This is a genomic window from Bartonella vinsonii subsp. vinsonii, from assembly GCF_902825235.1.
GTDB classification, from domain to species: Bacteria; Pseudomonadota; Alphaproteobacteria; order Rhizobiales; family Rhizobiaceae; genus Bartonella; species Bartonella vinsonii.
In genome coordinates this window covers 24,932-47,616 of the sequence record NZ_CADEAJ010000001.1, presented here as the reverse complement: position 1 = coordinate 47,616, position 22,685 = coordinate 24,932, and the positions used below count along the sequence as shown (strand labels likewise).

General features: G+C 38.4%; 20 protein-coding genes and 1 pseudogene. 18 read left to right on the top strand and 3 right to left on the bottom strand.

Annotated elements, in window-relative coordinates:
* Positions 1 to 195: 195 nt before the first annotated feature.
* Positions 196 to 1,059, bottom strand: coding sequence for a prephenate dehydratase (locus tag J7R12_RS00220; RefSeq protein WP_126602507.1), 864 nt, complete (start codon positions 1,057 to 1,059; stop codon positions 196 to 198).
* Positions 1,056 to 1,787 carry a 3-deoxy-manno-octulosonate cytidylyltransferase gene (locus J7R12_RS00215; protein ID WP_126602510.1) on the bottom strand — a complete coding sequence of 244 codons (732 nt, stop codon included), beginning with the start codon at positions 1,785 to 1,787 and terminating at the stop codon, positions 1,056 to 1,058. Before J7R12_RS00215 ends, J7R12_RS00220 begins: the two co-directional genes overlap by 4 nt.
* A 104-nt stretch (positions 1,788 to 1,891) precedes the next feature.
* Between J7R12_RS00215 and J7R12_RS00210 the strand changes: the two genes are divergently transcribed.
* The 3 genes and pseudogenes from J7R12_RS00210 to J7R12_RS00200 all read left to right on the top strand — a co-directional run bounded on the left by J7R12_RS00210 (position 1,892) and on the right by J7R12_RS00200 (position 4,378).
* Positions 1,892 to 2,479 carry a c-type cytochrome gene (locus J7R12_RS00210; protein WP_126602512.1) on the top strand — a complete coding sequence of 196 codons (588 nt, stop codon included), beginning with the start codon at positions 1,892 to 1,894 and terminating at the stop codon, positions 2,477 to 2,479.
* A gap of 60 nt (positions 2,480 to 2,539) precedes the next feature.
* Positions 2,540 to 3,037: a ThiF family adenylyltransferase gene (locus tag J7R12_RS00205; protein ID WP_234924819.1), complete on the top strand. Its 498-nt coding sequence runs from the start codon at positions 2,540 to 2,542 to the stop codon at positions 3,035 to 3,037.
* Positions 3,038 to 3,142: 105 nt separating this feature from the next.
* Positions 3,143 to 4,378: pseudogene (locus J7R12_RS00200) on the top strand (MFS transporter).
* Positions 4,379 to 5,034: 656 nt separating this feature from the next.
* On the opposite strand, the gene J7R12_RS00195 reads toward J7R12_RS00200, so the two are convergent.
* Positions 5,035 to 5,811: a molybdopterin-synthase adenylyltransferase MoeB gene (locus tag J7R12_RS00195; protein ID WP_126602514.1), complete on the bottom strand. Its 777-nt coding sequence runs from the start codon at positions 5,809 to 5,811 to the stop codon at positions 5,035 to 5,037.
* A gap of 88 nt (positions 5,812 to 5,899) precedes the next feature.
* Here J7R12_RS00195 and gshB point away from each other — a divergent pair, with 88 nt between their 5' ends.
* From gshB to J7R12_RS00120, 15 genes are all read left to right on the top strand, one after another.
* Positions 5,900 to 6,838, top strand: a complete 939-nt coding sequence (gshB, locus tag J7R12_RS00190) for a glutathione synthase (protein ID WP_126602516.1) — start codon at positions 5,900 to 5,902, stop codon at positions 6,836 to 6,838.
* A 146-nt stretch (positions 6,839 to 6,984) separates the two neighbouring features.
* Positions 6,985 to 8,028, top strand: a complete 1,044-nt coding sequence (locus J7R12_RS00185; RefSeq protein ID WP_126602518.1) for a substrate-binding domain-containing protein — start codon at positions 6,985 to 6,987, stop codon at positions 8,026 to 8,028.
* 62 nt (positions 8,029 to 8,090) lie between these two features.
* Entirely contained in the window at positions 8,091 to 9,551 is a 1,461-nt protein-coding gene (pstC, locus tag J7R12_RS00180; RefSeq protein WP_126602520.1) for a phosphate ABC transporter permease subunit PstC, read from the top strand.
* Positions 9,548 to 10,840, top strand: coding sequence for a phosphate ABC transporter permease PstA (gene pstA / locus J7R12_RS00175; RefSeq protein WP_126602522.1), 1,293 nt, complete (start codon positions 9,548 to 9,550; stop codon positions 10,838 to 10,840). Before pstC ends, pstA begins: the two co-directional genes overlap by 4 nt.
* Before the next feature lie 58 nt (positions 10,841 to 10,898).
* Positions 10,899 to 11,657: a phosphate ABC transporter ATP-binding protein PstB gene (pstB, locus tag J7R12_RS00170; RefSeq protein ID WP_126602524.1), complete on the top strand. Its 759-nt coding sequence runs from the start codon at positions 10,899 to 10,901 to the stop codon at positions 11,655 to 11,657.
* Positions 11,658 to 11,680: 23 nt separating this feature from the next.
* Positions 11,681 to 12,403, top strand: coding sequence for a phosphate signaling complex protein PhoU (phoU, locus tag J7R12_RS00165; RefSeq protein ID WP_126602526.1), 723 nt, complete (start codon positions 11,681 to 11,683; stop codon positions 12,401 to 12,403).
* A 552-nt stretch (positions 12,404 to 12,955) separates the two neighbouring features.
* Positions 12,956 to 13,807, top strand: coding sequence for a cell wall hydrolase (locus J7R12_RS00160; RefSeq protein WP_126602528.1), 852 nt, complete (start codon positions 12,956 to 12,958; stop codon positions 13,805 to 13,807).
* Positions 13,808 to 13,837: 30 nt separating this feature from the next.
* Positions 13,838 to 15,085 carry an aminopeptidase gene (locus tag J7R12_RS00155; RefSeq protein ID WP_126602530.1) on the top strand — a complete coding sequence of 416 codons (1,248 nt, stop codon included), beginning with the start codon at positions 13,838 to 13,840 and terminating at the stop codon, positions 15,083 to 15,085.
* Positions 15,086 to 15,123: 38 nt separating this feature from the next.
* On the top strand, positions 15,124 to 15,993 hold the full coding sequence (gene mutM, locus J7R12_RS00150; RefSeq protein ID WP_126602532.1) for a bifunctional DNA-formamidopyrimidine glycosylase/DNA-(apurinic or apyrimidinic site) lyase: 870 nt from the start codon (positions 15,124 to 15,126) through the stop codon (positions 15,991 to 15,993).
* A 74-nt stretch (positions 15,994 to 16,067) separates the two neighbouring features.
* The gene (locus tag J7R12_RS00145) at positions 16,068 to 17,459 is read left to right on the top strand and encodes a M20/M25/M40 family metallo-hydrolase (protein WP_126602534.1); all 1,392 of its coding nucleotides are present in this window, start codon (positions 16,068 to 16,070) and stop codon (positions 17,457 to 17,459) included.
* Complete coding sequence (locus J7R12_RS00140) at positions 17,456 to 18,076, top strand: ribonuclease D (protein WP_126602536.1); 621 nt, start codon at positions 17,456 to 17,458, stop codon at positions 18,074 to 18,076. The genes J7R12_RS00145 and J7R12_RS00140 overlap by 4 nt, the downstream gene beginning before the upstream one ends.
* Before the next feature lie 309 nt (positions 18,077 to 18,385).
* Complete coding sequence (locus J7R12_RS00135; RefSeq protein WP_126602539.1) at positions 18,386 to 18,697, top strand: hypothetical protein; 312 nt, start codon at positions 18,386 to 18,388, stop codon at positions 18,695 to 18,697.
* Positions 18,698 to 19,491: 794 nt separating this feature from the next.
* Entirely contained in the window at positions 19,492 to 20,322 is an 831-nt protein-coding gene (locus J7R12_RS00130; RefSeq protein ID WP_126602541.1) for an outer membrane protein, read from the top strand.
* 315 nt (positions 20,323 to 20,637) lie between these two features.
* A complete protein-coding gene (locus J7R12_RS00125; RefSeq protein WP_126602543.1) occupies positions 20,638 to 21,489 on the top strand; it encodes an outer membrane protein in 852 nt (283 codons plus the stop codon).
* Between the two features lie 339 nt (positions 21,490 to 21,828).
* Positions 21,829 to 22,668, top strand: coding sequence for an outer membrane protein (locus tag J7R12_RS00120; RefSeq protein ID WP_126602545.1), 840 nt, complete (start codon positions 21,829 to 21,831; stop codon positions 22,666 to 22,668).
* Positions 22,669 to 22,685 lie beyond the last annotated feature (17 nt).

Sequence of the window (22,685 nt, the reverse complement as noted above, 5' to 3'; positions counted from 1 at the left end):
ATGCTCTGTTATGTCATTCATAAAGGTATTGTGAATAATTTTATTCCATTAAGAGATGTTGTTTCCATTTTCTCTTCAGAGTTTATTATCAAGTTCTTTCAGAAGAAAGAAGAAAATTTTTCTAGGAGAGTTGTATTACGGGCTTTACAAAGTGTTCTTTTTTGTCCACGAAAGATTACGCAGTTTAATGATCTTTCATACATGTGGTGTTCGGTCGTTCTTAGCTGGGTAAATGCCAATAATACGAAGTTCAGCAGAAAAGAAAGAGAGTTCTTCCAAGGCGAGTTGCATCATGGGATCTTCAGGATGTCCTTCAATATCAACAAAAAATTGTGTTGCATTGAAATTTCCACCAATTTGGTAGCTTTCTAATTTTGTCATATTGATACCGTTTGTAGCAAATCCTCCCAGAGCTTTGTAAAGGGCAGCTGGTACATTGCGCACTCGAAAAAGGAGACTCGTAATAATTTTTTCGCCATTTTGGGGTTTTGGCACATGTTGTTGAGAACGCGAAAGTATAACAAAACGGGTAATATTATTAGGACTGTCTTCGACATTTCTTTCAAGAATATCAAGTCCATAGAGTTCTGCTGCAATCAAAGGAGCTAAGGCTGCTTGTGAACGCTTTGCATTTTTTTTAATAAATTTTGCAGCTCCAGCTGTATCAGCAGAAGTGACAGGTATCCAGCCATTTTTACGTATGATTTTACGGCATTGTGCAAGGGCATGCGTATGGCTGTGGACAGTTTTAATTTCGTCGTGTGTGACGCCGGGTAAAACCATGAGTTGAAAATGGATAGGCAAAAAATATTCACCAATAATATAGAGGGAAGATTGCGGTAAAAGGTGATGAATATCTGCAACACGTCCAGCAAGAGTATTTTCAATAGGAATCATTGCAAGATCAGCTTGTCCGCTTTCGACCAAGTGGAGAGCATCTTCAAAAGTAGCAGAAGGTACAGCATCCATATTGGGAAACATGTTGGAGCAAGCAATATGGGAATTTGCGCCATATTCTCCTTGGAAAGAGATTTTATTATTTTTTTTCAGTGCTTTCATGATAAAATCTTGCGTACCTTCTCAAGATCATGTTGCGTATCAACACTTAAGGGAATTGTATTGATTATTTCTACATCAATACGCATATTATGTTCTAGTGCGCGTAATTGTTCAAGTTTTTCACGTTCCTCAAGCGGAGAGGGTTTAAGCGCTACAAATTGCCCAAGTGCTTCGCGTCGATAGGCATAGATTCCAATATGATGGAAAAGGGGGCCATCCCCATAGGGCGCTGTTGCACGGGTAAAATAAAGAGCACGAAGGCGATTTTGAGAAAGCGGTGTACCAATAATTTTGACAACATTCGGATTTTTCTTTTCATGTTCCTCAATGATTTTGGCACCCAAGGTTGCAATATCAGTGAAGCTATTTTCTAGAGGGCGTAAAGTACTCATGATTTCATGAGGCGTTATTGTTGGCAGATCACCTTGTAAATTCACAATAACATTGTAGCGTTTTTCAGGATCAATACGCGTTAAAGCTTCATGAATACGATCAGATCCAGATTTATGGTCGCCATATGTTATGATGCATTCATGTCCGTAAGTTGTGACAACTTTGGCAATGTCATTGTGATCTGTTGCAACGAGGATACGTCCTATTGCAGCTTTTTTTGCTTGTTCAACGACATGAACAATCATTGGCTTTCCGGCAATATCAGCAAGAGCTTTTTTGGGTAGGCGAGTTGAGCCTATACGAGCAGGAATAAGAATAATAGGTTCAAGTGCCATTGCAAAGTTCCGAATACCATGTGTGCTGTATTTATAATGTTGTATGTTATAAAGAAACGGCTTACACTAAAAATGGTAATGAAAAGGTGAACGTTTAAGTTTTTATGAATCGCTCAACAGTCATTTATGTTATTTTTGCTTGTCTCTTTGTGCTGATGATTTTAGTGGGGATTTCCACACTCAGTGATATAATTTATGACCATTCTACACCGGTTCAACATCCTCATACAGCTACAAAAAATGATGTGTTCAAAGAGAAGCAAAAGACGTCTGGTAGTTCTTTATCACTCAATGATCGTCTTCAACAGGGTAGTGTTGAAAATGGGCGTAAAATTTTTCGCCAATGTGCTATATGCCATACTTCTGGACGCAATGAATCTAGCCGTGTTGGTCCAGTGCTTTGGGACATAGTAAACCGACCTTTGGCAGCGGCACCAGATTTTGCTTATTCACGGGCGTTACGTGCAAATTCTGATAAAAGATGGGATTTTGTAACTTTAGATCGTTATATACAATCGCCACGTACAGTATTCCTAGGAACAATTATGTCTTTTCGTGGGATCAAAAATGATCAAGATCGTTCTGATCTTTTGCTTTATTTACGCAGTTTATCGGATCACCCTGTTCCCTTGCCCATGGGTAAGAAAGAAGCTGAATTCGATCAAACCAAAGATAAACCATTTCAGAAATAAATCATGACAAAACCAAGCTTCGCTTATTTTTCCTAAGGTAAAAGAGAGGTTTAATATACGTTGGGGTATTTTCTTTTTTCTAATCATTTCCTTGTTTTAGCGGAGACATTGGACAATATCTTCAATAATCGCTATTCTAGGAATTATCTCCATTATCAAAGTGAGGTGAGTGAATTACAAATGTCGATCACGGCAAAAGAAGATATAAACAAATTGCCTAGAGCCGATTTGTGGATCATTTCTGCTGATGAACCTGATCATCTGGTACCATGGATAAACGAATGGTGTGTAAAAAATAAACAAGCTTATATTAATTCCGGCTATGTTAATGACATTGCTGTATTTGGACTCTTTTACATACTTGGAAAAACAGGTTGCTATGCATGTAGCTCATCCATAGGCAATTTCCCTGAAAAAAGCGATGGTTTAATCTATGAGGCTTGCGCTGCTATTAATAATAATTTTAAAGTTGCAACATTTCCTCCTGTGAATGCTCTTTCAGCTGCCATTTGTGTGAATGATGCTCTTAAATTTCTGGGGGGGGGGGGGATATGGTGATCTATTTTCCGCAGATCACCGCGTGGGGATATGGAGTAGCAAACTCTTTACAGAAGAGCGTTCCTTAAAAAAGAATCCTCACTACAAAGTTTGTGGAACAAAACAATGAACAGACCTCGAATACTTGCTATAACCCATGGATCTTTACCATGCGATACGGATGCTAATCGGTGTTTATCACGCTATTTTTCTAATATCTATGGGAGATACTCTTTCCCAATTGGCTTTGCTTCAAGTCGTCTTTTCGGTAACTGTTTTGCTTCTTGATTTTCCGTTTGCTATTTTCGCTGACAGATATCGACGTAAATATTCAGTTATGGCTGGAGTTTTTACGACGGGATTATTTTATCTTCTCTGTCTTCAAGCTCCCAATATGACGGTGCCTATCATTGCACAAATTCTCTATGCAGCAGGATTTGCCTCATTGCCAGTGCCATTGACGGCTGGATTTACCAGTCTCTAGGCAACAGACAAGACCACTTTTCGCATTATGTACATCTCTCTCACCAGATAAACTCTTTTGGTAGCATTATCAGTGGTGTTTTAGGAATTGCAATGATCTATTATTCTGGGCAATATTTCATCGGATATATTATCTCAAGTTTGATGATGGGAATAATTTTCTTTATATTTCTTATTGTTCCTGAAGAAAAAATATCCGTGGGTGAAGGAATAAAAACAAAGACGATCTTGCAAAATGCTAAGGAAACGCTCTGGATATTTCAAAACACCGTGGGAGGAGCATGGTGTATTTTGCTGATGTGCCTGTTCAGCGCTGGCATTCAGGTTATTTATCACTTCTGGCAGCCGATAATACTCTCAGGTGGGAAAATTGACCACCTCAACAGTTCGCAGATGTTAGTACTCATGTTCTGCCATATCGGCGCCTTCTCGGCTCAATATTTTTCCAATTCACTAATGTCAAAATATCGCGTGTGTGATCAAAAATATAAAAACTCTATAAAGTGTTTCTCGTTCTTCTCTGCCTTTATGTGTATGGCTCTTTATTTTTTCGTTCAGAGTAATCAAATTGTTGCGTCGATCATCGCATTTTCGTTAATTCATGGATTTATTTGCACTGTGCCGATAGGAGCAAAGAGTTTGTTTTTCTCAGAGCTTAACCAAAAACAAACCCAACATATTTCTGGCATTGTTGGTGCTGCATCTTTTTGCGGAAGAACATTTTCAATAGCAACATGAAGCGTTATTTTATTTCTCCCTGCAAAAATTGCACCGTCTTATTACCTTGTACTACCGACTTTAACTTTTTTCATGTGTGGTTTGGTTACCATCAAGTGGATGTCGCTTTCTGGTAAATCTATTTTGAAAAAAGCGATATAAAAATACACTTGAAAAAGTGATTGTTTTTAAAATTTCATAGCTCAGAAAAACGATTAGGATGTGTTTTACGCATGAAATAAGATAATCTCTTAACAGAAATTTTTCTATGTCGTAAATGACTGAATGAAGTGCACTGAAATCATCCAGAATTCTATACTACTAAATCTGGGTTTATTTCACCGAACATAGTTTCTAAGATTTCTTTTTTATTTTTACTCAACAGTGTAGAGAAAAGAACCTTCTCAAAAGTTGTGAGGATAAAGAAAAAGGAGAGATCATTGATATCTTAAGTTTTTCATGAAATTGATGGCTCCTGTTCCCCGCTACGTTATCTACATGAGTTTTTTGGTGGATAAAGACAACGGATTGCTCTCCTATGGGCAATCATCCTCAAACCACGCTTTATCATGCTTGATAAACCCACGTCTTCTCTTGATGCTCGGTGTCTTCTTTTGATGTAAGTATATAGGCCCAGATTATTGCTCTTTTGCATCATCTACAACAGAAATATCATTTGAGTTATCTGTTTATGAGTCATGATTTGAGAGTTTTCAAAGCGCTTGCATATAAAGTGATTGTTCTGTGCAATGGAGAAATAGTTGAATATGGTTTTGCTGATCGTATTTTTTCTGTCTCAAAAGTTCTTACACGCAAACCTAGATAGCTACTGCATTCTCGTTGGAATCTGATCGTTTATAGGTGATGATATTAAATTGTGCTAACAATCCATTATAGAGAAGAATTTTTCCCACCAATGGTTCACCAATGTTTGTGATTAGTTTAATGGCTTCCATTGCTTGTAATGTTCCAATAACTCCGGGCAAAACACCAATAATTCCAGTTTCAGCACATGTCGAAAGAGTGTCGGGAGCAGGTGGGTTGGGGAAGAGGTCACGATAATGAGGATTATTGTCTTTATAAGGCATAAGCACCGTTAGTGAACCGTTAAAACGTCCTACAGCACCACTTATTAAAGGCTTTTTGCATTGGGAAGCGTGATCAGCAAGCAGATAGCGTGTGGCAAAATTATCACTTCCATCAACAATGATATCATAGGCGTTGAGGAGTTTATCCACATTACTTTTATTCAAGCGTATGTTATGTTTTTCAACTATAACATGGGGATTTATTGCTTTTATAGAAGCTTTGGCACTATCGGTTTTGAGTTGATGAATTGTGCTGGTTTTATGAATAACTTGGCGTTGTAAATTGGAAAGTGAAACGATATCATCATCAACAATTCCAAGAGTACCAACGCCTGCGGCAGCCAAATAAGTGAGGACAGGAGCCCCAAGACCACCCGCGCCAACAACAAGAACGCGCGCTGCTTTCAGTTTTTGTTGCCCCGCACCACCAATTTCAGGAACAATGATATGACGTGCATAGCGTTCGATTTCTTCGTTACTTAATTTTGTATTTGCTTGTTGTATCATGAGCTTTCTCTTGTCATAGTTCTTTTGTTGTTTACTAAGTTTAGAGCGCATAGACTAGTCTACTTTATAGTATAGAGAGGTTTTATTCATGAAAATTGCCATTCAGATGGATCATATTTCAACACTTCGGATTCAAGGAGATACGACATTTGCACTTGCTTTAGCAGCGCAAGAGCGTGGACACTCTCTTTTTCATTATACACCAGATCGTTTATCTATGCGCGATGGTTGTGTCATTGCACGGGTAGAGCCATTGACGGTACATGATGAAGAGGGAAACCATTATAAATTAGAGAAGTCTTTTCGCACCCAGTTGATGGATATGGACGTGGTTCTTTTACGCCAAGACCCGCCCTTTGATCTCAATTATATTACCACGACGCATTTGTTAGAACGTATTCATCCTAAGACGCTTGTTGTGAATGATCCAGCATGGGTGCGCAATAGTCCAGAAAAGATTTTTGTGACTGAATTTCCTGATTTAATGCCAGAGACGTTAATTACAAAAGACATTGAAGAAATAATGGACTTTAGAGCTACGTTTGGCAATATCATTATCAAACCACTCTATGGCAATGGAGGAGCTGGTGTTTTTCACTTGAAAAAGGATGATCGTAATTTGGCATCGCTCTTGGAAATGTTTGCACAAATTTATCGTGAACCTTTTATTGTGCAGCGCTATTTAGAGGCAGTACAAAAAGGGGATAAGCGAATTATTCTCCTTGATGGCACCCCTGTTGGAGCGATTAATAGGATTGCTGCAGAAACAGAGATTCGCTCTAATATGCATGTTGGAGGTCGCGCAGAAAATATTGACTTAAAAAAACGTGATTATGAAATTTGCGAGCGTATTGCTCCAGCTTTACAGGAGCGCGGTCTTCTTTTTGTAGGAATTGATGTGATTGGAGATTATATCACCGAAATCAATGTGACATCTCCGACTGGAATTCGCGAAATTAAACGTTTTGGTGGCACGGATATTGCTCATCTTTTCTGGGATATTGTTGAATTAAAATGTTCACATTAAATTTGTTTGCACAGAGCAATATCTTTTTTTCAGAAAAATTATGAATGTTGTTTTTTTTATGTTTGTTATATTGCAAATGTGAACTACACTTTAAATTTATAGGGCAAATAAGAGACCTTAATTGACATTACTTAAGGAGTTTATGGATGAATAAACTATTATCAGTTGGAATGGGACTGGTTTTTGCAATTGTGTTGACAGATGTTGGCAATGCACGTGATCAAATTCAGATTGCTGGTTCATCTACAGTTTTACCTTATCAAAAAATCGTTTCTGAAATATTTGGAGAAACTTATCCTCATTTTAAGGTCCCAATTATTGAATCGGGTGGTTCAGGTGCTGGAATTAAGGAATTTTGCCGTGGTATTGGGGAGAACACAATTGATATTGTTAATGCTTCGCGGGCAATAAAGCCAAGTGAATTGCAATCTTGTTTTGATGCCGGTGTAAAAGATGTAGAGGAAATACGCATTGGCTATGATGGAATTGTCTTAGCGACAGATATAAATGGCCCTGATTGGAAATTGCAGCCAAAAGATGTGTATAGGGCACTTGCGGCGCGGATTATTATAGACGGAAAATTACAACCCAATAACATGTCAAAATGGAATGTGGTCAATAGCGCTCTTCCTGATTGGACAATAGCAGCTTATATTCCTGGAGAAAAGCACGGAACCCGTGAAGTTTTTGAAGAAAAATTGCTAGCTGAAGGCTGTAAGGAAAGTGGAGCAATTGAAGAAATGAGAACTTTAGGGATGGATGATAAGGCAATACACGCTGCTTGTGTTGCTGTGCGTAAAGATGGAAAAGTTATTGATATTGATGGCGATTATTCTGAAACATTGGCGCGTCTTACTTCTAATAAAACAGGGGTTGGTGTTTTTGGTTTGTCTTTTTATGAAAATAATGCTGATAAGCTAAAGGTTGCAGATATTAATGGTTTTGCGCCAACCGTTGAAACAATTACACGTGGCGAATATCCGGTTTCGCGTCCACTTTTTTTCTATATTAAGAAAGCACATTTAAGTCTCATTCCTAGTTTGCGGGAATATGTCGACTTTTTTCTTTCTGATCAGATGATTGGTCCAGATGGTCCCTTGGCTGAATATGGTTTGGTTACGGCTTCTGAAAAAGAAAGACAAGCACAGCGTTCTGCTTTTTCTTCTGGGAGAGTGATGACTTTGAAATAATTCTTTGAATCTGCAGTGTAAGGGTTTTCTATGCTACTTTTTTGTAAACATTGAAAGAGAATATGCGCATTTCCTTCCTTATTTTTCTTCTGTTTTCTCTTGGTTTTGTTGGCTTTTGTATTTCTTATATGCGGGCTCGCACTCTTGAATATGCACAACATAAGATGCATTCTCGTGCGTATTATTATGGCTGGTGGACATTTTTGATCACTGTTCTTCCAGCTGTTATTTTTTTAATTTTCTGGGATGGTGGGAGTGCAATTTATTTAGAGTATAGTGCTTCTCAAGAGGTTAGAGCATATAGTGCGTCTGCGACAGAGCATGTAAATCATGACCTTATTTTGGGGGCTCTTCGAAGTTTAGTGAAAATGTTTCATCACTTTGAAGGGAATTTGGTTACTGCTTCGTGTGAAGAGGTACGGGCACAATTATTTGCAAAGGGATTTGTTTTGCCTCCTGAAGCATCAGATGATGTGTTAAGAATAGCACAGTCATGGGTTTCTTCTTCTGAAAAGCTAAAGCTGGTCGGTCATGGTTTCTTTTTTATCATTGCCTCCTTTGGTTTCATCTGTGGAATTAGACAAATTTCTCCACGTCAGCGTGCGCGCAATAAAGTTGAATGTTTGATTGTTATTGGATTGATGTGTGCATCTATAGTTGCTGTTTTAACAACGGCAGCTATTGCGCTTTCCATGTTCTTTCAAACGATAAGTTTTTTCCAGTCTGTACCCTTTTCAAATTTCTTTTTGGGAACGGTTTGGGATCCGCGTTTTTCAGCGGGTGGTTCAGGCAATGAAGTAGGGCAATTTGGTCTCATACCACTTCTTGCAGGCACGCTTTATATTGCATTTGTAGCAATGCTTTTTGCTGTTCCTATTGGATTATTTTCAGCTCTTTATATGGCTGAATATGCTTCTACTCGCGTACGGGCAATTGTGAAACCGTTGTTAGAAGTGCTTGCTGGCATTCCAACCATTGTTTACGGCTTTTTTGCTTTGAAAGTTGTCGGACCTTTTTTACGTGACCTCTCTGTTTCTCTCTCTGGTGGTGTTGGTTTTATTATGGCCCAAAGTGTTTTAACGGCTGGAGTTGTGATGGGAATTATGTTGATTCCTTTTGTTTCCTCTTTGTCAGATGATGTTATTATGGCTGTTCCACGCATTTTACGCGAAGGATCTTATGGTTTAGGAGCAACACAATCTGAGACGATTAAAAAAGTCGTTATACCGGCAGCGCTTCCAGGGATTATGGGAGCGATTTTGTTGACAGCATCACGTGCAATTGGAGAAACGATGATTGTGGTTTTGGCAGCAGGTGTTGCTGCGAACTTAACGTTTAACCCCTTTGAAGCAATGACTACGATGACAGTTAAGATTGTTAATCAATTGACAGGTGATTTCGAGTTTAATTCCCCCCAAACTCTTGTTGCTTTTGCCTTAGGGATGACACTTTTTGTGATGACGCTTTTGATGAATATTCTTGCTCTCTACATCGTGCGTAAATATCGGGAACAATATGAATGAATGAAGATTTTCTTATTCCTCGTCGCAATATTGTTCTCAAACGCCGTTATTGGGCTGAACGTCGTTTCCGCGCCTATGGTTTGATTGCCATTTTTATTGGTCTGTTCTTTTTGTTTGCACTTTTATGGTCTGTTATCAGTCAAGGTTATACAGCTTTTTTTCAAAGTGAAATGACATTATCAATTTATTTAGATGAGAAGGTCATTGATCCAAGTGGTCAGCATGAAACAAATCCACAGCTACTCATTACTGCCAACTATCCCCTTCTTGTACGCAATGCTTTGGCAAAAAAACTTGAGATAGATCAAAATGATCGAGCATCACTTCGAGATATTAACCGTATGTTTTCAAAGAGTGTACGTGTTCAGTTGCGTGAAATGGTGACAAGGAATCCAAAGCTAATTGGGACAACACAAAAAATCAAAGTTTTGGCAGCTGCGGACATTGATTCTGCTTATAAAGGACAGATTGATTTGCATGTAGCAGAAAAAAAACGCAAAGTTTCTAATCGCCAAGTAGAATGGATGAGACGCTTGGCAGATGATGGTACGCTTTATAAAACATTTAATTTTGGTTTTTTTACATTTGGTGCTTCAAGTCGTGCTGAGACTGCGGGATTAGGGGTTGCGATAATCGGCTCTCTTTACATGATAGCTATCGTTTTAGTGGTTTCACTCCCCGTAGGAATAGCAACGGCTCTTTATCTTGAAGAATACGCACGCAAAAATAAGTTTACAGATTTTATTGAGGTTAATATCAATAATCTTGCCGCTGTTCCTTCGATTGTTTTTGGTCTATTAGGGCTTGCTGTTTTTGTTAATTTTTTGGGATTACCGCGTTCAGCTTCTTTTGTTGGTGGTCTTGTGTTGGCTCTTATGACTCTCCCCACAGTTATTATTGCAACACGCTCTGCTTTGCGCGCTGTTCCTCTCTCTATTCGCGCGGCAGCTTTAGGGTTAGGAGCATCGAAAACCCAAATGGTTTTTCATCATGTTGTTCCTTTAGCAGCCCCTGGTATTTTGACTGGTACAATTATTGGTATAGCTCAGGCTCTAGGTGAAACGGCACCTTTGCTGTTAATTGGAATGGTTGCTTTTGTTGTCAATATTCCTGCCACACCTATGGATCCAGCAACAGCTTTGCCTGTTCAGATTTTTATGTGGGCGGGTGAAGCAGAACGCGCTTTTGTTGAAAAGACTTCGGGTGCTATTATTGTATTAATGATTTTTCTTGCAATCATGAATATTTCTGCCGTTTTTTTACGTCGACGATTTGAACGACGCAAATAGCTTCAATAAAGCAGCACTTCGATAAGGTTTGTGTTTTAAAGTAAGGTGATTTTTTATAATGAAAATTAAAATGCGTGGTCAAGATGTGAAGGTTTCTTACGGAGGTAAAGCAGCACTTCATGGTATTACTCTTGACATTCCTGAACATCAGGTTACGGCTTTGATAGGTCCTTCAGGTTGCGGAAAGTCGACTTTTTTGCGTTGTTTTAATCGTATGAATGATACGATTGAAGGCGCTAAAATAACGGGTCTTATTACCTTAGATGGGGAAAATATTTATGACTCGCAAATTGATGTTGTAGAATTGCGCGCCCGTGTAGGGATGGTTTTTCAAAAGCCTAGCCCTTTTCCAAAATCTATATTTGAGAATGTTGCTTATGGGCCACGTATTCACGGTTTAGTCAGATCACGTGCTGAATTGCATGATGTGGTTGAAAAAAGTTTGAGGCAGGCAGGTTTATTTGAAGAAGTAAAAGATCGACTTCATGAGGCAGGAACAAGTTTATCAGGAGGACAACAACAGCGCTTATGTATTGCACGCGCTATTGCAGTTAGTCCTGAAGTTATTTTGATGGATGAGCCTTGTTCTGCTCTTGATCCCATTGCGACGGCACGTATTGAAGAGCTTATTGATGCATTACGACAAAATTATACAATTGTTATTGTCACACATTCCATGCAACAAGCAGCACGCGTTTCACAATATACGGCCATGTTTCATTTGGGGCATTTGGTAGAAGTTGGTGCAACTGAAATGATCTTCACCTCACCAAAAGAACAACGTACGCAAGATTATATTACGGGGCGCTTTGGATAGGTAAATTGAGGAGTATGTCAAAGATGTCTAGAAATCATACTGTCCGTTCTTATGATGCAGAATTAAAATATTTAAAAGCAAGAATTACAGAAATGGGGGAGCATGCGGAAAGGATGATTGAACGTTCTGTTGCATCAATTGTATGTAATGATCTTCAACTTGCAGCGACAGTTATTGCTGATGATTTGTTTTTAGATGAAGCAGAACGTGACATTGATGAAAAAGCAATTACCATTATTTGCAAACGTCAGCCGATGGCTGTTGATCTGCGTGAAATCATTGGTGCTATTCGTATTTCTTCAGATCTTGAACGGATTGGGGATATGGCTAAAAACATTGCTAAACGGACGGTAGCACTTTCAGAAACACGTCAATCAGCTGGTTTTTACCATGGGTTTGAAACAATTACAGCCTTAGCACTTAATCAGTTAAAGGAAGTATTGAGTGCTTACACCAACCGTTTATTGGAGCGTGTTGATGCAGTACGTGAGCGTGATGGTAAAATTGATGCTCTGTACACTTCTCTTTTTAGAGAACTTTTGACTTATATGATGGAAGACATGCGTAATATTACGGTTTGTACGCATTTACTTTTTTGTTTAAAAAATATTGAACGAATTGGAGATCATGTCACCAATATTGCAGAAATGCTCCATTATATCATAACAGGCTGTCATATGTCTTCTGATCGTCCTCGCGATGATCTTACCTATAAAGTTGGAGTAGGTGAAAAGAAAAGAGATTAAAAACTTTTCTCTCAGATGTATAAAATGAACTTTTTATTAAAGATAAAACCATTGGGCACTTTTTTGCAGTATGGTTGTAGGGGAAATATGATAGACTATAGGCAAGTGTAAAAAAACATATAGTCTGTTCAAGGTAAGATTGCGGATTTTTAAATCTTAATTTGATATATTGGGATAGAAAATGGTATCCTCATTTGTACTGTGCCAAGAAGGGAGGCTTCTTTCTGATCATTTTGTTTCACTATTGATTAAAGATGGATTTAATATTCCCATCTTTTTTATGTACAGAATTGTTTGGTTATCTTTCGAAAGCATATTACTTTATTGCGATTGAAACATGATGGATGATATTGTGTGGCTACATTTGACTATTAATAATGATAATATTGATCTGAAATTAAGAATTTTTTATTTCGCATAATACTTTTTAGTTACTCTTTGTATTAAAATTTTACTAAGTTGTAACAATTAACCGTATACTTTCTTTCAAGATGCGTTTATGACTCATTCAAATTTTGAAGATTTCAAAGACATGGAAATGTGTTGTATAAGATGAAAAAGAATTTTTGGACTGTTTTTGTTACCTGTTTTCTGGTCCCGTTTGTTATTGTGGGATGTGCTTCAGATCATTTTGGTGTTGGGAAAGTGAATGATAGTAAGAAAACAAAAACAGTGACGTATCCATTGACAGAGCGCCAATGCCTTATGCGTGTAATGTATTTTGAATCCAATCGTACAAGCCGTGAAGGAATGATTGCCGTTGGAACCGTTGTTATGAATCGTGTTAATTCATCCGCCTATCCTAAAACGATTTGTGGTGTTGTTGGCCAGTACAAACAGTTTGCTCCTGGTGTTTTAACGCGTCCTATGACAGAGCCTGCCTCTGTTGTCCGTGTTAAGGAGGCCGCTGATGCTGTTTTACGCGGTGAACGAGATAAGAAACTTAAAAACGCTAAGTTTTTTCATACCGCAGGTTTATCTTTTCCTTATAAAAATATGCACTATGTTCGTGTTGCAGGGGGAAATGCTTTTTATGAAAAGCGCTCGCGTAATGGATCTCTTCAGGTTCCTACCAATGACCGTCCTTATGATGTTGCTTATGCTTTTGCCCAAGAGCGTTCTGGCAATGCACCAAGCTTCTTAGATGCAAATATAGTAAGTCAAGAAATAAAAGTAGAGAAAAAACAAAATCCATCTCCTTCGATAGAAGTAGCCCAAGTGAATAAGGTGCGTGCTGCGTCTTTTGTTGTAGTCCAGCTTGATAAAGTTCCTATTCCCACATTTGCACCTCATCGTAGAGATCAGGAAGGGGAAAATAAATCAGTTGTAGCCTATACTATGCCCTCATCAGATCAGTTAAATGCAATTGTTGCAGTGTTAGATAAACGGTACAGAAGCCGGTAATTTTTCATAACCAAAGTAAGGATATTGGTAATGTACTTTGATACTCATGAAGCAATTTCGCCTGAAATGCTTAATCGTCTCGCAGAAATTACGGTAAAAGTTGGGCTGAATTTACAAGAGGGGCAGGATCTTATTTTGACTGCTCCAGTTACCGCATTACCTTTTGTTCGGCGTATTGCATACCACGCCTATAAGGTTGGTGCTGGTGTGATTACACCGCTTTTTAGCGATGATATGTTATCGCTTACACGTTTTGAAAATGCACATACTGCGAGTTTTGATCGTGCACCTTCTTGGCTTTATGAGGGAATGGCGAAGGCTTTTAAAAATGGGGCTGCGCGTTTAGCTATTGTTGGTGATAATCCTTTGCTCCTTTCTAATCAAGATTTTGATAAGGTTGCGCGTTTGAATAAGGCTACGTCAATGGCTTATCAACCTGCTCTCAAAGAAATATCAAATTTTGCTATAAACTGGTCGATTGTTGCCTATCCGACAGCAGGATGGGCTGAAGTGATGTTTCCTTCTTTACCTCTTCATGAAGCGATTAAGAAGTTAGCTGATGCAATTTTTTCTGCTTCACGTGTTACAGAAGAAGATGCAGTACATGCGTGGACGATGCATAATGCAACTTTGATGAAACGGTCATCTTGGCTTAATGAACAGCGCTTTTCTGCTTTACATTTTACAGGACTGGGAACTGATTTAATGGTTGGTTTGGCAGATGATCATGAATGGCATGGTGGTGCATCAGTTGCTAAAAATGGTGTAGTTTGCAATCCTAATATTCCGACAGAGGAAGTTTTCACCACTCCTCACGCTTATAAGGTTGAAGGCTTTGTTCGTTCGACAAAGCCTCTTTCCTATCAAGGAGCACTCATTGATAATATTGAGGTGCGATTTGAAGAGGGGCGTATTGTTGATGCACGTGCTTCGACGGGGCAAGAAGTTTTGCAACAGGTCTTGCAAAGTGATGAGGGGGCGAGTCGATTGGGTGAAGTTGCCCTTGTTCCACATTCTTCACCGATTTCTAAAAGCGGACTTCTTTTTTATAATACATTATTTGATGAAAATGCTGCATGTCATATTGCCTTAGGGCAATGTTATTCCAAGTGCTTTTTAGATGGAGCATCTTTGACGGCAGAGGAGATTGCAGCACGTGGTGGTAATAAAAGTGTGATTCATATTGACTGGATGATTGGTTCAGGTGAAATCGACATAGATGGCATTATGCAGGATGGCACAAAAGTTCCTGTATTCCGTAAGGGTGAGTGGGCTTAATATTTTGTTGGAAAACGCTTAATTCTTTAAGAAGAGTGATGCCTGAACTTCCTGAAGTAGAAACCGTTCGTCGTGGATTGGAGCCGGTTGTAACGGGTGCAAAGATACTATCTGTGACGCTTAATCGTAGGGATTTACGATATCCTTTCCCTGAGGCATTTTCTGAACGGCTTATGGGCAGGACGATCATAGAAGTTGGCCGGCGTGCGAAATATTTGTTGTTTCATCTTTCGCAGGATGAAACAATTTTAAGCCATTTAGGAATGTCAGGATCATGGCGCATAGAGGATGAAAGGCAAACATCTTCTCTTACAGAGAAATTTGTGAGGCATGATCACTTTGTCATGGATATTCAAGTAAAGGATGGCAAAGTTTATCATCTTACTTATAATGATGTTCGTCGCTTTGGGTTTATGCTTTTAGTGGATACAAATAGGCTGTATGAGCATCCACTTTTAAAGAAGCTAGGGCTTGAACCTACGAGTCATGCATTTTCTGGGAGCTATTTACAAAAGACTTTTGTGAATAAAAAAATATCCCTTAAAGGCGTGTTGCTTAATCAGTCTATCGTAGCAGGGCTCGGGAATATTTATGTCTGCGAGGCGCTATGGCGTAGTCGCTTATCTCCACAGCGTAGTGCATTTACATTAGCCTGTAAAACTGTACATGCACGTGAATTTGCAGATTCTTTAGCACAGAATATACGCAATGTGATTTCTGAAGCCATTGTGTCTGGCGGATCTTCTTTACGTGATTATGTCCATGTAGATGGCTCTCTTGGTTATTTTCAGCATACTTTTTCAGTTTATGGACGCGAAGGAAAAGAATGTTTGCAATGCGGAACGCCTATTATACGTATTTTGCAGTTGGGGCGTTCAAGTTTTTACTGTTCACAGTGTCAAAAATAAATAACATCTCTTGCAAAATCCTACAGGAGGCTTAAAGTCATCTCTACAATTAACAAGGCTTGAAAGGTTTTTTTATGCTTAATAAAGTACTAACACATCTTGATGAAAATATAGAAAAGAGCCTTGAACGCCTTTTTTCTCTTTTGCGTTTTCAATCGATTTCTACAGATTTAGCTTATAAAGATGAATGTCGTAAGGCTGCTGATTGGATTGTAGAGGATTTAAGAAGTATTGGTTTTGAGGCTTCACGCCGTGATACACCAGGTCATCCAATGGTTGTTGGGCATCATCAAGGTCCCTCAGATGATTGTCCGCATGTGTTGTTTTACGGCCATTATGATGTTCAACCTGTTGATCCGCTGAGTTTATGGGAAGATGATCCATTTACACCTTCTATAAAAGAAAAAAATGGAGAAAAAGTTATTAGTGCTCGTGGAGCTTCAGATGACAAAGGTCAATTTATGACTTTTGTTGAGGCGTGTCGTGCGTTTAAGAAAGAGTCGGGGCAGCTTCCTATTAAGGTCACTATTTTATGTGAAGGTGAAGAAGAAAGTGCTTCTCCTTCCCTTATACCTTTTTTAAAAGCAAATAGGGATGAGCTGAAAGCAGATTATGCATTGGTTTGCGATACTGGGATGTGGGATACAAATACACCGTCTGTTTCTGTTGCTCTTCGGGGGATTCTGGCAGAAGAGATCATAATTACTGCTGCTGATCGTGATTTGCATTCTGGTGCTTTTGGAGGGGCAGCAGCCAATCCCATTCGTATTTTAGCTAAGATTCTAGCAGGGCTTCATGACGAAAATAATAGGGTAACACTTCCTGGTTTTTATGATGGAATAGAAGAAGCACCTCCGCATATTTTGCAATCATGGAATGAACTTAATTGCACTGCTGAAAAATTTCTTGGTCCTATTGGGCTTTCCATCCCTACTGGTGAAAAAGGGCGGAGCATTTTAGAGCTTATATGGACGCGTCCTACAGCAGAAATTAATGGTATTAGTGGCGGCTATGAGGGAGAAGGATTTAAAACGGTTATTGCTTCTCAAGCGAGTGCAAAAGTATCTTTTCGTTTAGTGTACAAGCAAGATCCAGAGAAAATACGTCAAGCTTTACATGATTATGTGCGCAGTCTGATTCCTGCTGATTGTACAGTTGCATTTAAGAATCATGGTGCTTCTCAAGCAATTAAGCTTCCCTATGATTCTCCTTTTATTGAAGCAGCCAAGGATGCTTTATCACAAGAGTGGGGCAATAAGGCTTTATTAACGGGCATGGGTGGTTCAATTCCGATTGTTGGAGATTTTCAAACAATTCTTGGCATGGAAAGTCTTTTAGTTGGTTTTGCACTTAATGATGACCGTATTCATTCACCTAATGAAAAATATAATCTAAAATCCTTTCATAAAGGACAGCGGTCTTGGGCACGTATTCTTGCAGCTTTAGCAAATAGGGAGGGTAAATGACAGAGATTCGCGTTCATCAAGGTGATTTACCAAACTTAGAGAATTATCAAGTTGATGCCATTGCGATTGATACAGAGACTTTAGGATTGCTCCCTCATCGTGATCGATTGTGTGTTGTTCAGCTTTCTTCTGGAGATGGCACAGCTGACGTTATACAGATTGCTAAAGGACAAAAAAGTGCACCTAATTTGGTCAAATTGCTTGCGGATAAGGCAATCACCAAAATATTTCATTTTGGACGTTTTGATCTTGCTATTTTAGCACATACATTTGGCGTTATGCCAGATGTGATTTTTTGTACAAAAATTGCTTCAAAACTCACGCGTACCTACACGGATCGTCATGGATTGAAGGAAATTTGTAATGAATTGCTAAATGTCAATATTTCTAAACAGCAGCAATCTTCGGATTGGGCTGCTGAAACTTTGTCACGTGCACAAATTGAATATGCGGCATCGGATGTTTTATATTTGCATCGTTTAAAAGATATATTTGAAGAACGCTTGAGACGTGAAGAGCGCGAAAATATTGCAGAGGCATGTTTTCAATTCTTGCCTATGAGAGCGAAACTTGATCTTTTAGGATGGTCGGAGGTTGATATCTTCGCGCATAGCTGAGTTGAGGAATTGGCTTTTAACTAGAATAAGAAGAGTCATTGATGTAACAAAACAAAAGCCCGTACATTACGGGCTTTTGTTTTGTTGTCTATTTTTATAATACTAGTGTTTTATGACATCATTTCTTATTGGTTAAAAAACCGTGATTTCTAAGTTTAGAAAAATCATTTTTTTAAAATTAAACTGCAACAAATTTTCACTTTTTAGGATTCTTAACTTTTTATCTATGAAGCGTATTATTTTCTATGGAAACTTGAAATAAGAGCACTAGGTAAAACTCATTATGTATATTTACAAGGAGTTAGATCTATGAACCTGAAATATTTTATTACAGCTTTTACTACTTTTGCTTCAATTTCTGTAGCTCAAGGAGCTGGTCTTGAGGGAGTTCAAAAGATAATACAAGGAATATCTTCCGTTATTTCTTCGGAAGATTCTTTTCCTAATGAAAAGATTAGAAATAACTTTTCTGAAGCTTTTCAAGCGAATTTTTCTTGTATTGATAATAATCAATGGAGAGGAGCTGAGTTGATGCTTGTAGCCTCTTCTCCTAAACGAAGAGGTCCTAAGGGTAACAGAGGTGGGCGACCAAGTTTATTTAGAGGCCCCATGAGTTTTTGATAAGCAAAACAGTGACGTTAAGAGATATAAATTTTTTCTCTTGATAATTGATTAAAGGAGGGGAGAAAGTAGAGTTTCGGTATTGTTTATTTGCGCTTTTAGTTGTGTTGTCTGTTTGTGAGGAGAGTACATCGTTTATGTAAGATACCGTTATCCTAATTTCGGTGGAAGAGTGAGAGGTATAAAGAGTTATAGTGTTTTTAAATTTCTAGAGAGTTTTTTTCTTGGCGATTTCTTGCTGTAAGGAGAGGAGGATTGAGATTGATATAGAGCATAAGGTTATGGAGCTCTATAAAAAGATAAATACATAAAGAGTTTTAAGAGGAAAAGGAACTGGAATTATAAGACTGCATTGGGTTTTGTTGCGGTGTGTGTGGTTTTTGTGATGTTGTATGCGGAGAAGCAAGCTTTTCTTTTCAATTGAGAGAAAAGTTTAGAAGGATAAGTTATTGTATATGGTCATTATGACAGTTGAAGCTGAAGACATTGTTTATGGACATTAAGGGGAGGGGGCCGCATTTTGCAACAGCCGTCAGAGCATGGTTTTCATGGAGGATGCTGTTTAGATTTTGATAAAAATCCATAAAGAACAGCAGGTAATTTGAGTGAAAGGATGAATTGCTTACATTGGCAGAGTTTAAGAATTCTCATTTATCATAGATCAAATAGCTGAAGGGGAGAGAGGGGGAGGGCTTTTTGTTTTTTTTATGAGTGTCTCATTTTTACTACAGATATCTGTAGGACGGGCTCTATATGCAATCCTGTGTTCAAATATTCAGCTATGGAGAGAAATTATGAATATGAAATGGTTAATAACGGCTTCTGCTTTCGCTTTTGTTTCAGCTTCAGCGGCGCAGGCAGCAGATATTATTGTTCCCCCTAATCCTACGCCTGTTGCACCGGTTGTTGTTGCTCCCACTTTTTCTTGGACAGGTTTTTATATTGGTGGTCAGATTGGTGGTTTTTCAAGTAAAACGAAGATGGATATTCTCAGCAATGGAAAAAACATTCCTGTAGATAACGACTTTTTGCCTAAATTGTCAGGTTTTATGGGCGGTCTTTATGCGGGATCCAATATTGATCTCGGCAATGGCCTTATTTTAGGTGTTGATACAGATATCATGTGGTCTGATAAAAGTGACACAAAAACGGGGAAAGTATATCTGATTGCTCCAAATCACAAAGATTATGTTACTAAGCTAGTGAAGGACGCTGGTATTAATATTAATGGAGAGATCCAAGTTGGTGATAAACGCTCTAACAGTTTCACTTTTAAGGAGAAGTGGGCTGGTGCTACGCGGGTACGGATTGGTTTTGCAGCTGAGCGCATTATGCCTTATATCGCTGGTGGTATTGCCTATACGCAGCTTCAAGATATCACATCGATATCAATAACAGGAAAGGATTCAAGCAAAGTAATAGCTTCTGGTAACCTATCTGATGAAACAAAGACATTTGTTGGTTACACCCTTGGTGCTGGTGTTGACTTGGCAATGAGCAATAATGTTATTGTTCGTGCTGAATATCGTTACTCTGATTTTGGTAAAAAGAAATACTCAAACGATAAATATGAAACTTCTTACAAAACCAATGATTTCCGTGTTGGTGTAGCTTACAAATTTTAATGTATTTGTAAAATAAATCATTCAGAAGTTCCGTCTTTGGCGGAGCTTCTGTCATTTTGTATCTACATTATTACATATGCTCAATAACGGTGCTCATGTATTGTGGTAAAGAGAATTTTTAAAGGATAAAGATGAAAGCTCTTATAACATTAATAATTTCTGTATCCGTGATTGAAAAACTTGAGTGCACACCTAGTTTATTAAGCAGCTCTCTCTTTGAATAGAGACTCCATTCTGTATGGCTGTACCATTTTTACCTACAGATATTTGGCGTGATTGCGCAGCATTGTACTATATGAATTAGGAGCGAAATTTATGAATATAAAATATTTAATGATGACCTCTGTTATCGCTTTGATTTCAACATCTGTGGCACAAGCTGCAGATATTGTAGCTCCACATGAGGTTACATCTCATCGGGGAACATCTATTGTGTCTCCCTCTGCATTTTCTTGGACAGGATTTTATCTGGGTGGTCAAGTTGGGAATTTTTCAAGTAAAGTTGAAATAACGGATTCTGGTAAGAAAGATGAGTTTTTTGGTAAAGATAAGACCCCTAAACCTTCAGGTTTCATGGGGGGCATTTATGCTGGTTCCAATATAGATCTTGGAAATAGTCTCATACTAGGGGTCGAAACCGGTGCAGTTTGGGCTGATAAAGGAGATACAAAAACGCTCTCTACAAAAGAGCTTGAGGATGGTGACATTGGGGATTTTAACATGGCCTTTACAGATGCTGGCATTAAGTTAGGTGACGCTGAAAAATTTGTAAAAGGTGATACAGGATCATATAGCTTTACTTATAAAGAAAAATGGGCTGGTGCTACGCGAGCACGGATTGGTTTTGCAGCCGCGAATTGCATTATGCCTTATATAGCTGGTGGTATTGCTTATGCACAAATGCAAGGTATTTCTACGATTTCTGGAACAAAAAAATCGGTAGATAATAAACCAAGTAAAACAGTTACCGGTACTGTGGGTGATAAAACAAAAATGATGGTTGGCTTTACCCTTGGGGGTGGTGTCGATTTTGCCATGACTGACAATATTTTGTTGCGTGCGGAATATCGTTACTCAGATTTTGGTAAAAAGAAATTCAAAGATGATGAAGCTGAATTTAATTATAAGACCAACGATTTTCGTGTTGGAGTAGCTTATAAGTTTTAGCTTATTTGTAAGCAAAATGATTCAGGAGTTCTATTTTATCCAAGCTTTAGTTGTTTTCTGTGGCAATAGTGCCACAGAAAACATATTATTGCATATGTAAAAAGTTGTTAAGTATTGATTTTGGTAAAAAGGAATTTGTAGATAGTAAGTTTGAATTTAACTGTAAGATCAATGAGTTGCGAATTTTTATAACTTAAAAAGCTTTTCTATAAACGAAATGGCTAAGAGGTTCTTCTTCTGAAAAGGGCCTTTATTTCTATGACAGTGTTATTTTTGCTACAGATTTTCTTTACCTAGTCCTGTAGGATATGTTTCATAAATAAATTAGGAGCAAAATTTATGAATATAAAATCTTTAATAATGACTTCTGTTATCGCTTTGGCTTCAGCTTCTGCGGTACAGGCTGCTGATGTTGTCATCCCTCATGAAGTAGCACCAGTTATTGCTGCCCCTACCTTTTCTTGGACAGGCTTTTATCTTGGAGCTCAGATTGGTGGGCGTTCAATGAAATCTGACAAGAATTCAGGTCCTTTTTCAAAAAACAATCTTAAGCTTTCCGGTATGCTTGGTGGCCTATACACAGGTTACAATGTTGATCTCGGCAGTGGTGTGATCTTCGGCTTGGATACAGATGTCACTTTTGTTGGTAAAAAAGACACAATTGATGGCGATACAAAGCTTATTGGAATAACACCTAATGCTAAAACTGTTGCAGATATTAATAAAATCCTTACAGAAGCTAAGATCAAAAAGAACGATAATCTAGATGTTCAAGCAAGAGATGCATACACCGAAAGTATTACTATGAAAGAAAAGTGGTCTGGTGCTACACGCGTTCGCATTGGTTTTGCTACTGATCGTGTTATGCCTTATATCGCAGGTGGTGTTGCTTATACGCAGATGCAGGGCATCTCCGCAATTGAAGTGAAAAAATCTGGTGAAGCTGCTGCTGGTGCTGATGCTAATAAGGTTATTGCTTCTGGTACCGTACATGATGAAACAAAGACCCTTGTTGGTTACACCCTTGGTGCTGGTGTTGACTTTGCAATGACAGACAATGTTCTGTTGCGTGCAGAGTACCGTTACTCTGACTATGGTAAAAAGAAATACTTCAAAGACACAGCTGAACTTCAATACAGAATTAATGATTTCCGTGTTGGTGTAGCTTACAAATTCTAATCTCGTAAAAAACGAAG

Coding starts and splice junctions, on each gene's coding strand:
- J7R12_RS00130 (WP_126602541.1), top strand. CDS start 19,492: ATGAATATGAAATGGTTAATAACGGCTTCTGCTTTCGCTTTTGTTTCA.
- gshB (WP_126602516.1), top strand. CDS start 5,900: ATGAAAATTGCCATTCAGATGGATCATATTTCAACACTTCGGATTCAA.
- J7R12_RS00155 (WP_126602530.1), top strand. CDS start 13,838: ATGTACTTTGATACTCATGAAGCAATTTCGCCTGAAATGCTTAATCGT.
- J7R12_RS00210 (WP_126602512.1), top strand. CDS start 1,892: ATGAATCGCTCAACAGTCATTTATGTTATTTTTGCTTGTCTCTTTGTG.
- mutM (WP_126602532.1), top strand. CDS start 15,124: ATGCCTGAACTTCCTGAAGTAGAAACCGTTCGTCGTGGATTGGAGCCG.
- J7R12_RS00125 (WP_126602543.1), top strand. CDS start 20,638: ATGAATATAAAATATTTAATGATGACCTCTGTTATCGCTTTGATTTCA.
- J7R12_RS00185 (WP_126602518.1), top strand. CDS start 6,985: ATGAATAAACTATTATCAGTTGGAATGGGACTGGTTTTTGCAATTGTG.
- J7R12_RS00140 (WP_126602536.1), top strand. CDS start 17,456: ATGACAGAGATTCGCGTTCATCAAGGTGATTTACCAAACTTAGAGAAT.
- J7R12_RS00145 (WP_126602534.1), top strand. CDS start 16,068: ATGCTTAATAAAGTACTAACACATCTTGATGAAAATATAGAAAAGAGC.
- phoU (WP_126602526.1), top strand. CDS start 11,681: ATGTCTAGAAATCATACTGTCCGTTCTTATGATGCAGAATTAAAATAT.
- pstB (WP_126602524.1), top strand. CDS start 10,899: ATGAAAATTAAAATGCGTGGTCAAGATGTGAAGGTTTCTTACGGAGGT.
- J7R12_RS00220 (WP_126602507.1), bottom strand. CDS start 1,059: ATGAAAGCACTGAAAAAAAATAATAAAATCTCTTTCCAAGGAGAATAT.
- J7R12_RS00160 (WP_126602528.1), top strand. CDS start 12,956: ATGAAAAAGAATTTTTGGACTGTTTTTGTTACCTGTTTTCTGGTCCCG.
- J7R12_RS00120 (WP_126602545.1), top strand. CDS start 21,829: ATGAATATAAAATCTTTAATAATGACTTCTGTTATCGCTTTGGCTTCA.
- pstC (WP_126602520.1), top strand. CDS start 8,091: ATGCGCATTTCCTTCCTTATTTTTCTTCTGTTTTCTCTTGGTTTTGTT.
- J7R12_RS00135 (WP_126602539.1), top strand. CDS start 18,386: ATGAACCTGAAATATTTTATTACAGCTTTTACTACTTTTGCTTCAATT.
- J7R12_RS00215 (WP_126602510.1), bottom strand. CDS start 1,787: ATGGCACTTGAACCTATTATTCTTATTCCTGCTCGTATAGGCTCAACT.
- J7R12_RS00195 (WP_126602514.1), bottom strand. CDS start 5,811: ATGATACAACAAGCAAATACAAAATTAAGTAACGAAGAAATCGAACGC.
- pstA (WP_126602522.1), top strand. CDS start 9,548: ATGAATGAAGATTTTCTTATTCCTCGTCGCAATATTGTTCTCAAACGC.